Raw genomic sequence first — 16,477 nt, forward strand, 5'->3', positions numbered from 1 at the left:
AGCCACCCAGGAAAATATCGAGCAGTAAATAAGATAATCGAATCTTAGCTCGTTTCTTTTTATAGACGCTCAGCTCTGACGTATCCATTACGCCTACCTTATCTCGATAATATTGCGATTTTCGGGGTTTATTACCGCCACGATTCCCGCATCACCGTGAAACGGTTGAAGCCGCTCTTGAAGTGCAAACCCACCAATATTAAAGATGAAATTTATCGGGTATTCTGAGTACTCAATCGCACTAAGTTGAAGCGGTGCACCCTGTAACCCCTGAGGAAAAACTAGGGTTTGTACAATGCAATCCCCAATGCGGCCTGTTGATACCAAGGGATTCTGGCGAGCAGTAGTTAACACTTCGACAGGCATTGTCTCAATTTTCATCGCTAGGTCATTCGAAATCGACTCAATCGTCGACCCACAACTTATAAGTCGAAGTCTGACAAGAGGATGTGCGTTTAAATCACGTAGCCCTGGCGGTAAAGTAAGTTCACTATCAGCCGTTACACTGCCTTGCCCTTTAATCTCGACAATCTTCAAGAATGTTAATAGGACGATGATAATTCCCATAGCCCCCATCATTAAGTCGGCGAATGAGTGCGCAAATGCGGGGTTTCTTAGTTTTTTAAATTGATGCTCTATGGACATGGATTTTCCTTATCGTGAAGGTGTTTCCATATCAATACTTCTTCAAAAGTTTGAATTTTCTCCCAGCAGTATTCCAGGATAATCACCCCGGCCACCGCAATCGCCGTTGTTATAAACGCGAGTCCCAACTGCTCGAACAGTGCATTTACACTCGCTGCTGCGGCAGGGCCAGAGCCACTTACAGCTGCTGCAGCGTTGGGTAGCGCACCCGAAATACCGTAAACTGTCCCAAAGAGGCCAATGAGAGGTAGCACGTTTATAAGTTGGTCGATCGAGCCGCGGCTTCTGATTAATTCACGTTCGTAATTCTCGATATCAATGTTGCCACGGGTTAGTACGGCCGATGGAATCAACGCTCGACGCACCCAGTCACTCTCTGTTGGTTGTCTGACCACTACCTGAATTACCCGCCAAATCAAAAGGATGGCGAGATAGCTAATTAAGATAAACAGCGCGAGCTGAATTTCGCCTCGAAACGCCTGATAAATGAAGCGCGGGTCTTTTACGTTATCGTGTCGGTAAAGCTCATTCACTAGCAAGTATGATAGTCGAAATACTGCTTCACTAAGCTGTGATGGCTCCTCGATAAACCAGTTTTGATTGGCCAGATCGAGGGCGCTTGCACCTGGTGACGACGCATAATAAACACCACCAACACCCGAAGGATTGAAAACCATGGGTGCGAGCTGATATGAACTAGTTGTCAGCGCTGGATCGTAATGACGGTATGGGTCTTTCATAACATTTTTAATCGACGATGCGATATCAACATTTTTGATGCTGTCGCGCCCATTTGATGTGAATGTGATCTTATTCAGGACACCGCATAAACCAACAGTCAATGGGCAAAGCTCTGGGTTCATGCCCGCCAAACTTTTAGCAAGTGCTTCACTATAAACATCGATATCATCAAAGGTACTCTCTTGCCCATCGCCACCGAAACCTGTTTTGCGATACAAACGCACCAACACCTCAAGGGTCGGCACCGCTACTGGTTTACTGTCTTCCGATACTCGCGGCAAGCCCGCCATGGCATCCACCAAATTGAGGTTATCTGATTGCAAGTCAGTGTTTAGTAGTGTCGTCGCTAACCAGGCACCCACGCCTCCGTTCTCAACATCAAGAATCGCATCAGGGTCCGTAACATCTCGGCTCTCAACGATTTCAGCAGCGAGAAGCAGTTCAGATAATTCACGGTTTGAGAGTGTCTTGTCATCTGTTGTTTTCCCATCGATAGAGATACTACTTGTGGAATAGTTCTTTAAAATATCAGGTACAACCTGTGTCGTGCGCAACCCGTTCAAGAGATCATCATGTGATTTGACCAAAATGCTCTTGTAAACGCCGTAGCCACTTAAGATTGAAAAATAGATGATCAACAGATGGGTCACAAAATTGATCGGAAACAATCGATTCCTTATAACCGTCGAGTCAGAAGTGATAGTCTGAAAAACACTTCTTATCTTTTTAATTATATAGCTCATTAGTTGACCCCACAGGACAGATTTTCATTGGCAGATAAGGCGCGTAGAAGCCGCACAGGCCCAATACCATATCGTTGAGTTGGATTCTCCACATTGAGCAAAGCTTTCATAGAGTTTACACGAGGATTACTCGGAAGTTCGCCCAGACAACGTTGAAGGTTGGCGAGACTGATGATACTAACGGTATTGAATTGATTGCTTCCCTGCAGTGGAAGCGGATTTTCGCAGCCGAGGTCTTCTTGACCAGTGCTGTAGTTTACGCAAGCGAAAGGGCGCAATTCAAAACTAACGCCTTCGTCAAGTTGCAGTTCTAGCAGTTCAATGCGCTGGCTACGGTTAACATAAATGTCAATCCAGGCACCATCGCGTTTTGATATAAGGTTATATAGCTGCACCTTGGTTGCGTCGAGTAAACCAATACCACTGGTTTTTAAATAGGGATTAAATTTGGGAACCGTATACTGCGAAATCGACTGTCCGCGCTGGATATCGGTAACAGTGAAATATTCACCTTCACCCAATATACTGTAGAACAAAATGGGTTGTGAACTGCGCTCGCCCTCGGAATATTCCAGCCACATGCGATTGCTTTGCAACCACTGCTCGGGCTGGTCTTCACAAACCAAGAAGTTAGCCATAGTGTCGATTAGTACTTGGGCACCGCTGTCTGCCCAATAGGCGTGCTGTCCATGTTTATCTACTGTGACATTCTCAAAGCGGCTCTGTCGACCGTCACTCACTCGCGCTCTGAATTTCAGCCGACCTTCATCTTCCGTCATAGTAATGTGAGTCACTCCGCAACTCGCTACTTCTGAGTCAAGTGGAATGCTTATTCCACGTTCAGGGGGGGTACGGCCTGTCAAAATATATGGTATCGCATCGTTCATAAAACGATCGGTTTCATCCATATTCAGTTGCAGTATTTTGTTTGGTTCAATGGCACTACGTACTGCTTGTAAGCTCTCAATTGCTCGCTGATTTAATTCGTCAAAAGTTGCTGATTCGCCTTCCACAAAGCAATTCCCGCGTAGCTCAGAGCGCCACCAAGGCAGACAGCGGCGCTCAAAGATGGCAGCGTCATTGTTTTTATTCAACCAGAAGTAAAACCTTTCAGAACCTTTATGTGTTTCACTGAGCGCAATGGTATTAATTGTGATCTCAAGCGACGTGCTGTTTGATAGCCAACCAGAAAAGAAAGGTTCATATAACTCAACGAAACAGGATGGTCGATAGCCCGTTTGGTCAAAAACCATTCGTTTAATGGCTCGATCTGCGCGCTGTGTTAACGTTTCCGCTTGGTCTAGTTTGCATGAATCGCCCGATTCATTGACATCAAAAATAAAGTCTTGGAAATGGTTGAGATCTGCTTTTAGAATTTCAATTTCGACCTTTCGCTGCACTTGCTGTGAGGCTTCCAATTCCTCAAAGATGCGACCATCGATGATCAAACGACGCGCCCTAGGCTCGTCGCCATCTGGCGGGTGTGTGTAGTGCACGTTATAGACGGGTAACCTTTCTGTGGCGTAGTATGCGCGGTCGTCGTCTTCTTTTTGAAGTGCTAGCGGCTCACGATTGGTGTTATACCCAGCAACAGTCTCAACCAATCGATAGTTGTCATCAATGTAATATACATCTATGTCTCCCCAAGTTCGTAAGTTTCCTGGCTTATTGCGTTTAACACAAATTTTCTCAAACGCTTCATCAGTAAGCCATTGGCGAGGATAATACTCTAGGCGTGAACGGTTTGACCATCGTGTTACAAACCCCCATGTTTTGTGATTGAAATCACAAGCGACGGCTGAATTACCATCAACCGTTGGATTACGAGATGGTGGTGCATCGTCCAAAACTTGAGTCTGCGTGGTATCTCTTAACTCCTCTTCTGTTGGAGGGATGGTGCAACATGGATTAACTCCACCTCGATCGTCTCCAGTATCATCCCCATTAGCTTCATCACCCTCGTCACCTCCATCACTCCCATCTCCACTATCATCACCTGAACTTGGTTTTCCTGCTGGAGCAAGTTTGATTTCAGGGTTTTCAAGCCACTTCAAAATATCCTCAAGGTCGACGTTTAGCAGAGAGGCAATTACTGCAGCAATATATTCGGGGGTCATTTGACTTTTCGACGGAGTGGTAACTCTAAAGGTCAAGACTTCGAAAACAGTCGCCCGCAATTTAGCGCGAGCAATTTCAGCCTCAAAATCAGCGCTCCCGAGCTCTTTGCCAAATAGATTCAATTCAAATCCCATTTGGATGAGACCATCAACAATGAAGGGGCCAAATTCAGCCGAAAGTTGACCGCTACCAATCCCCAAGTCTGCGGCTGCGGAGCCTTTAATGCATCTATCTGGGCACTGATTAACATAGATGGCAAGAGCCGTTTTGCTCAAATCCACATCGAAAATGGTCACTCTAGTGTTGATTTCCGCTAGCTCCTCTTTTGGTTTGAATGCACCGCGCATAGACGCGCTAAATATACGTTCTAAAATTGGGGCTGTTTGCCCGTCAAAAGTCACTTGTGCATTCTTGAAATCGAGCACACCTTTCGCTTGAAGAAGGGGGACCGTGTTAATCACGATCATTTCTCCCTCAAGGACGAGTTTCTGAAGGAAGCGTTCAGGATCATCTGTCGTTAGTGAAGCGTCTATCTGTAAGATTTCAGACAAAGGTGGCGCTACGATTGTCAGAGCGCCAAGCGCACCTACTTCTTCTTTTTCAAAATCATAGAATACACCGGGCCGAACCAAGAACACGGGGACCGGTGCTGGAATCAACGGCAATGTGTGTGCAACTCTTACCTCTAATCGGCCTCCGAATTCAACTCCTGCTTTTGAAATGTAAATAGGATCTGCTTTAAGTTCACCTAATGTATCGAGCTTGATATTGACAAAGGCACTCAAAATAACATCGTAATTAGGAGCAAATTTTACGTCTTTTACCCCCGCTTGGACTGGCCCGGAACTGAATTTCACATAGTCTTTAAGGAAACTTGCCATCTGCCCTTGAAGTGCATTTCTAATCGCCGCTTCATCGAATTGAATGGAGAATTGTGGATTAGGCAATAAATCGATATTGCCTGTGATTACGGGCAGATCATCATTAACTCTAAGGGTTACAACAGCGCCAGCTTGTAATTGGTTGCCTTCACTAGGCAATTCGATGTTGATATCAACGCGTTCTACTTCTTTTGGAAGAGTTTTTCGCGCTAACGTCTCAAGTTTTGATTCTAAGATATCCGCAACTCGGTTTTGCAATATGCGATCAAGTTCTGCATCAATCGACACTCGCCCAGACGCATGAACCGTGAGTGTGCCGAAAGAGACTTTCCCGAACAATTCGGGGCGGTCTAACGTGACATCAACTAGTAAGGCATTCTTTGAAAAGCGAGCGTTAGTAAGCAATAAGCCTTCTTTGGCTACTTCACCAAGAACACGTTTAACTTCGCTTTCCACAAATCGAGTTAGGGTACCTTCGTCTTTAACTTCAGAGAAATCATAACCAGGACCGTTTTCCGTGATTTTTACTAAAATATCACGCAACTTGATCGATTTCCCCGCAAACTTGGTGTCCACTGCAACCTTGCATTGAATTAGTGCATCTGATGCCGTTGTTGTAACCTCAGCTTCATGTCCTTCTATATTTATGCCGAAGAAACTGAGTTGCAAATTATCACAACTTAGCTCCTGGTCGATCACATCTGTAATCAGTCGAGTACCTTCACATCGAGCAAGTGACTCCACTTGAGTTCTAAGTGTCTCGTCTGATAACGTCAATCCAAGACTCGGTAAATGAAGACCAATTTGAATCGACTCGGCCGCGCAATTTGGCGTAGAAACCTGGAAAGCTAAGGGGATAGTTAAATCACTTAGTTGCTCAATGTATCCAGGAGCGTCCATTAAAAAATCAACGTCAACGGGTAGACCGTTCAAAACATCGCCCATAAGCCGCTGTTTATAGCCCTCAATTTGATCGACCAAAACCTCTGGTGGCGGGCCAAACTGAAAGCCCTTTACGGTTACTTCATCGTTCAACACATTTGCGTACACGTTGACTTCCCAGTCAAAGCTTGCACCGTTCACCGAACCAGATAGTACTAGAGCTACCTCAGTGGCTAGCTCAGCCAAACCTAGAGCTGGCAATCCACTGTTACTATTTTTCACTGATTCGTAGAAAGCACTGCAGCTATTCGCGCTAATTGCTGCGCTACTTTGTCCTTTGAACGTAAGTGTCCAATCATCAGCTATTGGAACTTGGTACGCTGCGGTCCATTCTTGTAGAATTCCAGGGAGCACTTGAGCAGTTATGGTGTCGCACATTGACAAACCAGTTTGCTGTAGGTCGAGTACCACTTCCCCGTTGTCGATGAGGGGCACAGTAGTATTGACTTCGCGTAGAGGCAAAATTAAATCAACTTTGCTGAAGTCATTGTTTATCGTCCAATAGGGAGCATTATTTATCCAATCCCCCATAAGGCCCAGACTATTTAGTGCGCGACGTGACTCTTGTATATTTGAGATTATTGTGTTCTTCTGAACTTCTAAACGCCGGAATCCCTTAGCTATTGAGTCAATAGTTTCAGCCCTAACAATATGGTCAATGACAATTCCAGTATCAACGGCCTTAAAAGCTAAGTTATTTGCGTTAGAGCAGCGACCCAAGTACTCTACGCTCGGCATACGCACCAAAATTTCCAACCGAGCCTTGAACAGCTGGCGATTATCAAATTGACTGCGCCGTTTGCTTTGATCTGCTTCAACAGTGAACCTGTAACCTACTGGATTCTGGGTAGTTGGTAGTTTCCCCCATGATGATGGCCCCAATTCAGCATCACTATTTAGACTATAAAGTTCGTCACAGAGTTGATCAGCCGTATACTTTGCTGCTTCTTCGACCACCTGTTTAACGACCTGGTCAGCATCGTCTAAATTATTGATGTTATAGGTAATAACTTTAATGTTTTCACCAACAGAGTCCACGTAATGTATGATCTTCTGCTGTGCAGCAATTAGTTGCGAAATGTCAACAATGGTCTGCTGAATTTGCTCGTTAGCCTGAATATATTGACTTTGATCAAGTATCTTGCGAGCGGATTTCGCCTCTGCTCTTATAGTTTTCGCTGCCTCTCCTTCAAAGCGTTCCAGAGCATCTAGTGGAATAGTATCAATTACATCAAATAGCTGAGTGTATGCCTCAGCCTCGATAACGCGAAGAACCACATGCTGTAGCCGATCTCCAACTTTTTTAGTATCACTCTGGCCAATAATGGCCTCTACTAATTCCTTTCGCAGGGGTGAATTAGGAATGTTAAGCTTATGGAAGATAACCGGAAGATAACGGAAAAATGCAGCTTTCAGAGCGACACCTTTTGCGTCAAAATAGACTATCTCATCAGTCTCAGGGAAAGCGCGAGACACTGCTTCACCGAAGGCATCAACATCAAAGTTAACTGGTGACTCAGCTAAAACACGAAACGACCTTTGTAATTCGATTACTCGCTTACACACAAGATCATAAACAGAAGAATTTTTGTTGCGTTCACTTTCTGAAACTTGTGCGGCTTTAGCAAGCAGTTGCATTTCTATGAAAGAATAAAAAATGCGTCCACTATCTTTAGATAGAGCGGTGAGCCTTGCTTGTATAGCTGAATCGGAGGAATCGATGATTACATCGTCAAGTGCGTCGCAGGAATCTGGTACTAAGGTTAAATCACCTTGAGCATAGGCAATCAAAATGCGACTGAATTCAGCAAACAGTCTGGAGTCAAAACCATGATCGCTGAGTGTCTGGTCGATAAATATATGACTATCTTCATTGACTTTTCCAGACGAAAACTTTTCGATTTGATCGAATTGGTACTTTAGCTGGTAGAGTTGGAATTCCCAGTCATTAAAGTATCGCGGCGTCGTTGGTTCCGCGTATATGGAGGCAGATAAATAAAGAAAAAGTACAGGTAATAGGCGCTTTATAGGCATCATCAGCTCAGCCTCCTTTTCCCTGGTCAAAGTGATGAAATGCTTTTATTGCTCTACTACAGGCACACTCAAAAAGACGCCTAGTCCATTAGAAGCAGTTGATATTTTCGCTAAGTAAATACGATTCCCCGGATTTTTGCAATATAATTGGACAAAAAACACTCTAAAATCTTCATGAAGAATTGTTTTTGCTTGAGAGTTCCCCATTTTATAATGACGAAATAGCTTAGATAACAAAAGTTACTAACTTTATTAATAACTGAATCAATGGCTTATACAAAACCGAATTCATCCACAAAGACGGCCCCTGGAAGGGACTGGAGCAAGTCAAGCTTGCAACACTAGATTGGGTCGACTGGTTCAACAACAAACGACTACTTGAACCTATTAATGACATTCCATCGGTTGAATATGAGGAAAACTATTATCGACAACTAGCCGAAGATGCGGCAGGATGACTCAAACAAATCCGTCTCCGAATTTACCGGTACGACTCAGCCTAGCTTGTCCCATCTAATTAACTTGCTTTGGGATACATTAAAGCTTTTACTGAGTCGATAGGTGATACCCATCTACTATTGAGCATAGCGTCGAATCTGTTCGATTAAATCAAGAAAATTTGCGTTATTGTCAGCTCCTTTCCATCGATTAGCGAACTTACAAACGATTTGTAAGTTTCCTGGCTCGTAATGCCCGTCACTATCAATACGGTCTAAAGATATGTTCAGCTCTGTATATTCTTGATCATCTTCACGGTTAAAAGGCAGTCCAGTCAAAGCACACATATAATCTTGGTCTGCAGCTAAATTAGCTAAGTAATTTTCGAGTTCCACTTGTGATGAAAACCCCATATTTTTTACTTTTTTCGTTTTTTCAACTTTGCCACCATCTGCGTGTTTGGTTGTGTTGAACGCTGTGTAAGCGATACGATAAAGAGCACGCTCCCACGCCGTAAATACGTTTACCTCTCCACCTTTTGACGCCGACTTTGCTAGTTTTACTTTCCAATCTTTAGAATTGTGCCAATCATCTAGCGACTCTCCTTTTATAAGAGCAATCGCATATGCAGCATTCTTAGGGGATAGGCGCTGCAGAGTAGATTCAGTTGAAAGGAAATCACGCCCTTTTGGATGAATAGACTTCCACTTTAATAGCCGACCCAAAGCATCTTTTTTCCGCCACTCTTCACAAGGTTTATGACAAATTATTACTTCACGGTTTGGAGATACTGGCTCGGTGAGTGGCTCAAAAATAGCTGGTTCTGATTTTGACAAGGTCCACCAAATATCATCGCCATCTTTATGGATCCAATAATCACCTTGTGTTTCGGTAATTATACTCATTAGTTTGAACCATCGAGACGCTGTTGCGGGAACTGGGGTCAACCCTCTTGCTGTTTTGTAGTGTCGTATACAGTATTCGATATAGCTTTCTTTATCTCCACTGATCCAATAGTCGTGCACATCGACACCATTCATGGTTGCAATTGACGGTCTTTGTAAACATTCTTTCCAGGCATAATTTTCTCGACCAAAATTAGCTATATAAACCGCCATTTATACTTATCCTATTTAAATTATTAGTATTTGGTTAAATGAGAGCTCCTCAATGAGGTAATGACTACTTCTCTTTGCCTTGCAGATCGACCTATGAGGGGGTTACCCACCATAATACGGTGATGGCAACTCTGGATAAGCCCTATATATGTGCAAAAAAACTCTATCAGTAATATCTGAAATTTCATCCTCTTCGTACTGTTCAATAGGCAAGCCGGTTTTCTCATCATACAAAAAATCAAAAATCTGCTGTTTGACAGCATCCCTAGAAGACTCTTTTTGCTGCCAGTTAGCCACTCGCAAGCGTTCTGCCTTTAAATTTGCCAAAAGCTCCATTGCCACTTTCTTTATTTTCGTAATTTCTTTAGGCTTTAATTCAGGTTTGTTAAGCAGATCAAAAAGTACTAGTGATTCTTCGTCAAGGCCCTCACGTATAGAACGCTTTTCTTCGTAGGACAATTCCTCATTTAGTTTCAACAATGCTTCGAATGTTTTTTCTATGAGTACACGGTCCTTTTCTTGATTGTATTCCTTCACCAATTGTTCATAGTGCAATTGATAATCTGTACGTAAAGGGTTTTGCATCATTAGCCGAGCAAGCTTTTTCTCTACAGCATGCTTGAGGGATTGAACTGTTGTATTTTTGTGCTCTGAACGTGCAAATTCTTGACGAAGACGTTCAAAGTCAATTTTACTGATGTCGTAGATTCGTTCACTATCAGACTTTGATTCACTTACCTTATACGTTGTATATATTGTCGCGTCTACAATCCCATAAAGCTCTTTCATGATATCGGAGATGTCAGCTTTTTCTTTGTCTGACTGTAAACTCTTGTAAAGAACATTTATCGCATCGCGTATGTCTCGGTAAGAATTCACACCAGGTACGTTGATGCACGCTTTAAACTTACTGAATACCTCTCTGGCCATCACCTCAAAACGTTTTCGAGTTTCATCGTTTTGATTGATAACTTCCTTTGCTTGAGCAATTACCGCATTTTTAGCAAAACCAGTTTCAGTTACTATTAAATTCAAATCAAAATCGTACTTTCGCAAAAACTCAGCTACGTAATTTATGGATTCATTTAAACTTTCTAATAACTCTTCGTTAGGCTTGGCTGGTTCTTTCTCTCCTTTATCACCACCATGGCCTTCGTCACCGGCACCTGCAAAAGTAGCCAATGCCTTCCGTAAGTTTTTCAAGATCCCGCAATAATCTACAATTAGGCCATTATTTTTACCTTCAGCAACGCGGTTTGCCCTAGCAATGGCCTGCATCAGTGTGTGTGCTTTCAAAGGCTTGTCTAAATAGAGTGTTGAAAGTGTTGGTACATCAAAACCTGTTAACCACATAGCGCATACTACAGCTACTCTGAACGGATGCTCTTTAGCCTTAAAGGCTTCTTCCATATCCAATCTAGAACCATCATCGAGCTCAAATCCAGTTTTAAGTAGCAGCCTATGGGGTTTGATATCCAAATCCCATTTCTCAAACTTAGCAACTTCTCCTTGCTCTTCACTAACCACAACTGCCATCAACGTCTCTTTCATCCATGCCAATTGCCTTTCACGCCAGGCTAGATCTTGTTCATCACTCGCAGAGCTGAGTTCCTTTTCTTTGGTTTTTATCTCTTCTTTCCAATAGAATTCGATAAGTTTATGCATACGTACACACGTGATCTTATCAATACACACAAACATTGCTTTTCCCGTTTCCCAGCCATTTGAATAATGACTAACAAAGTCACGGGCAACCTGATCCAACCGACTTGTTGCTGTTATGATGTGGTAATCGCGCTTTAACTCTCGCTCAAGCCTTTGCTGAACATCTACATCCTCTATTTCCAGTTCATCTAGCTTTTCGGCTATGCGCTCATTAATGCCTTTGGGGTCCGCAACCGTGTGCTCATTCCCATCATCATCGGTAAATACAAGTTCCTCGCCTCGGGCATCATAGTACAATGGCACCGTAGCGTTATCCTCAACAGCCCTCTGGAAATCATAGGTTGATATGTAATCACCAAAAACCTTCTTCGTAATCTCATCATCTTTAAATAATGGCGTTCCAGTGAATCCGATGAAGCTGGCATTTGGTAGTGCATTTCGCATGTTTAAAGACAAGGTGCCATACTGTGTTCGGTGAGCTTCGTCGGTTATTACGATAATATCGTCACGCTCTGAGTAAGGTTTTTTAGGGTCGACTTTTTCATTGAATTTTTGAATGAGAGTAAACACAAAGGCTTTCTGCTGGCCGATCAGTGCTTTGAGATCTTTGCCGCTATCCGCTCGACAAGGATCTTTATCGTTGTCCACTAAACCGCAACCTGCAAAGGTTTTATATATTTGAGTATCCAAATCTTCCCTGTCAGTCAGCACAACAAAACTGTAGTTTCCACCTAATTTACGATGAACCATTTGTGCAAAGAAGACAATTGAGTAGGACTTGCCAGATCCTTGTGTATGCCAGAAAACTCCTAGCTTTCCTAGACGTTCATTACGGTTTATCACTGCATCAATAGCGCGACTTACACCAAGGTATTGGTGATTTCTAGCAACAATTTTTACTAATTTTCCTGAACTCTCATCAAATAATGTAAAGTTCTCGAAAATATCCATCAAATTGCTTTTGGAACAGGTCCCTTTTAATAAAGTTTCCATATCGACTACACCTGATTCATTTTCTTTCAGTCGCTTCCAGTCATTGAAATGTTCAAACTTACTAGAAATTGAACCTAACTTGGCATCGATTCCGTTTCCTAGAATAATAAACGCATTGTGATGAAATAGGTGAGGGACAGTATCTTTGTAGTCAGCAAGGTTTTGTTCATAAGCTGCGCGAATATCTTTATGAACATTTTTAACTTCCATAAAAACAAGAGGGATGCCATTCACAAATCCAACAAGATCCGCTCTGCGTCGATATATATCACCCTTTATCCAAAATTCACGAACTAACAAGAAATGGTTATTATCGTAATCATCAAAATCAAACAAACGGAGACGTTTTTTAACGCGATCCCCTTTTTCATTTTGGAAAGTCACCTCAACGCCATTTTTATGTAGCGCATACTTCTCTTTATTGGCAGCCACTATATTTGTTGACGAAGACGCTTCACAAACAATACGAAGCGCTTCCTGGTAAGCAATATCAGGTAAACCAGGGTTAAGCGTAATTAGTTTCTCGCCTAGATATCGTGTCAGTACAGTTTCTTGTTCGGAAAGCCTTCCTAAGTCACCTTCTTTGCCAAGCTTTTCATGCATGCCATAAATTGATTCATCCCAATACAATTCATTGAGCAAATAATCCGCAGTGACTTCCTGAACTAAAGTTTCTTCTGTCATGGCCATGAAAAAATCCTTCTAATTGTTATTCTCAATTTTATAACGTACAGGGCGATTCAGTTTTTTTACAACCCCTTGATCTTCAGCTCGCTTCAACCAAGCTGTAAGTTGTGACTTATGAAGCTGGGTTTGCTCGATCAAATCTTCTAGCTTAATTGGTTCTTGAGCCAACCTATTAAGCTCTTCAATGAATAATTGATAAAAATCAATAGGACCAGCTTTGGACTCTGAACTACCAGAAATCGTTTCGTTTGAAGAGTTGGCTTGCTCTTCTGCTTCGATCACTTTTTCTTTAGGAGTATGCTCAGCTTCGAGTTGAACTTGCTCAATTGGAGCCTTGATTTCAGGTTCATCTAGCAATCCTGGCTGCTCAGGCATAGAAAATAGATCCGCCTGTTCTACTGAGGATTGCTCTTCATGCTTACTTGCAATGTTAAATAAATCTGAGACAGCAAAGTTAGTAGTATATTCCTCTAACCAACGGCCACCTTTACCAACCAAATCAGCATTTGCAGCATCTTTGTCGTTAGTTTGTTTTACCCAAAGTGGCACCCATGCTTTTTTTAAATTTTCTTCAGCCCCATTTAGTGTGCCACCTTTTTTGCCTGAGTGTATAACCAAAGAGCTATCAGCCAAGCAATAGATATATTTATTTCTTGCCATGGCATTGCCAGCACTAAATCCTGCTTCAGGGTAAAAGGGGGATACCAAAACAGCATGACCGTCCATCAAACCTCTTCGCCATTTGCTACTTGTAGCTGCTTTTAGAAGGCTATCCGCCATAACGCCTACAACAGCGCCGCCAGTTCGAATTGCGCCCAACATAGCAGTTTCATCAACACCACGAGCCCCACCTGATACAATAGCAATATTCTCCAAGGCTGCTTTTGCACCAACTTCATCGGTGAATGCTAAGTCACTTTCACTCGCATTGCGCGAACCGATAACGGCCAAGCCACCCGCATTTAATAAATCTTTATTACCGCAACCAAATAGGACTGGGGGAGAATCAGTTTTCAAACGTTTTTTAAGCCGTCTTGGGTATTCAGGATCAGAGCGTGTAACCACCCATAAACCTGCACGCTGCCATTTTTCCATTGCAAGAGCTAAGCTGTGGCCTCGATTCAACAGCTCAATTATGCGGTCCGCACTAATTCGAGAATCAAACCAACCTTGCAATAATGGTGCAGGGTCTTGCACCAACAAATCCGCCGGGGTAATGGACTTTTCTTTAAGCCATAAGGCAAATCGACCCCACTCTGCATTTGTCAGCGGTTTAGTTTTTTCACTGCTCGCTTTCGAGAAGTAGCTGGTCAATAACAGCGTTGCTTGCGCTGTTGATGACAACGTTGTGGAAATACTCATGAATCTTTTACCGATGATGAAGCTAAAGCAATCGGATAAACCAAACCACTACCAGCTTGTTGTAATAATGCAGCTATCACTGTTAACGTCCAACCCGAGTCAACTATGTCATCTACTAACAACACAGGTTGACCTTGATAAAGTTGTGTCACTTGGAACGCACCATCTAAGTTACGGCATTGGTGGAACCGGTTTTGCTGCCCTTTTTGTTGTTGGTTGTCTTTAACTTTGCTAACCGCATCTACAAAAGGTAAACCTAATCTTGCGGCTAGTCGTCGAGCAAAGTCTGGTACCAATTCAGGATGGTTCCTAGAAGGTACGCAGCATACCCATTGAGGCGCAGGGTTAGGTTGCCAGCGTTGTTGAATCATTTCAGCCATTGCTGCAACTAAATCATCGCAGAATCGACCATCATGCTTGTTATCTGCAACAGTTCGGCCCCATCCAGCATCTCCCCAGCGGGATAAAACACGGCCTTCCTGTGCTCGAAGTGGTTGGGGTAGATTGCCGCGAAAGCCGTATTCAATGAACGCATTAGCCGCCACTTGTGCTTTTGGTGCGATCACCATTTCCGCATGTTTGAGGAAGGTTCCTGCTCGATGCGCCAAAGTTGGATCAATATGCTGGTGAATTACCGGGGTTCCTATACAAGATGCACATTTACCGCAAGGAGTAGGGTCATGATCATCTAATGCACGGCGTAAAAATGTCATCTTACAATCAGCATCTTGAATATACGATTGCACTTCTTGCCATTCTTGAACTCTTTGTCCTGTTAAATGAGCAATTCTGGCATGATCCATTTGGTATCGAATAGGTGTTCTTAACCAGCGGCTACCTTCTTTAATTACTGGCGCGGGGTTTTCGACACTAAGCAACTTGAGCACTTTTTCAATCTGGCCATGGCGCAAATTAGTTTGCTCTTCAATATTGCGAAGTGAAAGTCCATCGCTCTGTTCAAGTACGTTTAATATTTCGTCAACCTGATGGCCTGTAGGGAAGGCTGAATCTCTAAAGAATGCATGAATATCTTGGTCTTCAACTCCCGACATAAGCACGCCTAACGCGTGTTCAATACCACGACCTGCACGCCCAACTTGTTGATAATAAGCAACAATAGAGCCAGGCGCTTGATAATGAATAACAAAACTTAAATCTGGTTTGTCATAACCCATACCCAAAGCCGTCGTTGCAACAAGCACTTTCAAGTCGTTATGTAAGAGTAACTCCTCAAGGTGTTGCCGATACAAGTTACTATTTTCAAACCCTTCCGCTTCCACACTACCATGGTAGGCGTTTGCATCTATGCCATTCTCACATAGCCAATTAGCAACTTGCTCTGCATCTCGCACCGTTAGGGTATAAACAATACCAGTGCCAGGTAAGGTAGGAATCACTTGTGCAAGCCATGCTAAACGAGATGCTTGATCAGGAAGTGTCATTGCTTGTAACGCTAAACTTTCTCGTATTAACGGGCCTCGGTGAATTTGAATATCACCAAGCTGCGTTTGTATATCTTCAACGACTCTATCATTTGCTGTAGCAGTAGTACCTAACACAGGGGTGTTGTCCGGTAGCTGGCGTAAAATATTAACAATGCGTCTATAATCAGGGCGGAAATCGTGACCCCAATCCGATATACAGTGGGCTTCATCAATCACCATCAAGGCGATACGGTCAGCAATAGGCTGTAAGACTGTTTCAATGAAGTTATCGTTGGCTAATCGCTCTGGAGAAATCAGCAAGCAATCTATTTGATTATTAAGAATACGTTGAGTTACCGCCTGCCAGTGGTTTTGATTGGTGGAGTTCATAGTTTCAGCAACGATACCCAATCGCTGCGCAGACTCAATCTGGTTACGCATTAAAGCAAGTAAGGGCGAGACAATAATCGTTGGCCCCATACCGCGATCACGAAATATTTTAGTGCTGATAAAATAAACCGAGCTTTTACCCCAACCAGTTCGCTGGACGACTAAGAGTTTCTGACGATGGTTAACGAGTGCATCAATGGCTTCCCATTGTCCATCACGAAATTCTGCCGTTGGATTTGCTAACGCTATTTTTAGTAATTGCTGTGCTTGTACTCGGTTCATTATCATTCCTTGAT

At 43.1% G+C, this 16,477-nt stretch carries 7 protein-coding genes and 1 pseudogene; 1 reads left to right on the top strand and 7 read right to left on the bottom strand.

Features of this window, described 5'->3' with window-relative positions; translation table 11 throughout:
- Positions 1–93: 93 nt before the first annotated feature.
- From OZ660_RS18700 to OZ660_RS18710, 3 genes are read right to left on the bottom strand one after another with little or no spacing between them, the layout of a single operon-like run.
- The gene (locus tag OZ660_RS18700) at positions 94–645 is read right to left on the bottom strand and encodes a hypothetical protein (RefSeq protein ID WP_274741989.1); all 552 of its coding nucleotides are present in this window, start codon (positions 643–645) and stop codon (positions 94–96) included.
- On the bottom strand, positions 636–2,129 hold the full coding sequence (locus OZ660_RS18705; protein ID WP_274741990.1) for a MotA/TolQ/ExbB proton channel family protein: 1,494 nt from the start codon (positions 2,127–2,129) through the stop codon (positions 636–638). The genes OZ660_RS18700 and OZ660_RS18705 overlap by 10 nt, the downstream gene beginning before the upstream one ends.
- Entirely contained in the window at positions 2,129–8,107 is a 5,979-nt protein-coding gene (locus OZ660_RS18710) for a hypothetical protein (RefSeq protein ID WP_274741991.1), read from the bottom strand. The genes OZ660_RS18705 and OZ660_RS18710 overlap by 1 nt, the downstream gene beginning before the upstream one ends.
- 260 nt (positions 8,108–8,367) lie before the next feature.
- Between OZ660_RS18710 and OZ660_RS18715 the strand changes: the two are divergent.
- Positions 8,368–8,562 (top strand): annotated as a pseudogene (locus OZ660_RS18715) (IS3 family transposase); the annotation flags it as partial.
- Positions 8,563–8,679: 117 nt separating this feature from the next.
- On the opposite strand, the gene OZ660_RS18720 reads toward OZ660_RS18715, so the two are convergent.
- From OZ660_RS18720 to OZ660_RS18735, 4 genes are all read right to left on the bottom strand, one after another.
- Positions 8,680–9,660, bottom strand: a complete 981-nt coding sequence (locus OZ660_RS18720) for a hypothetical protein (RefSeq protein WP_274741992.1) — start codon at positions 9,658–9,660, stop codon at positions 8,680–8,682.
- Positions 9,661–9,762: 102 nt separating this feature from the next.
- Positions 9,763–13,008, bottom strand: a complete 3,246-nt coding sequence (locus tag OZ660_RS18725; protein WP_274741993.1) for a type I restriction endonuclease subunit R — start codon at positions 13,006–13,008, stop codon at positions 9,763–9,765.
- Between the two features lie 12 nt (positions 13,009–13,020).
- On the bottom strand, positions 13,021–14,367 hold the full coding sequence (locus OZ660_RS18730; protein WP_274741994.1) for a DNA-processing protein DprA: 1,347 nt from the start codon (positions 14,365–14,367) through the stop codon (positions 13,021–13,023).
- A complete protein-coding gene (locus OZ660_RS18735; protein ID WP_274741995.1) occupies positions 14,364–16,463 on the bottom strand; it encodes a RecQ family ATP-dependent DNA helicase in 2,100 nt (699 codons plus the stop codon). The genes OZ660_RS18730 and OZ660_RS18735 overlap by 4 nt, the downstream gene beginning before the upstream one ends.
- Positions 16,464–16,477: the final 14 nt, after the last annotated feature.

It is taken from the genome of Alteromonas sp. 009811495 (genome assembly GCF_028865455.1).
Taxonomy (GTDB): domain Bacteria; phylum Pseudomonadota; class Gammaproteobacteria; order Enterobacterales; family Alteromonadaceae; genus Alteromonas.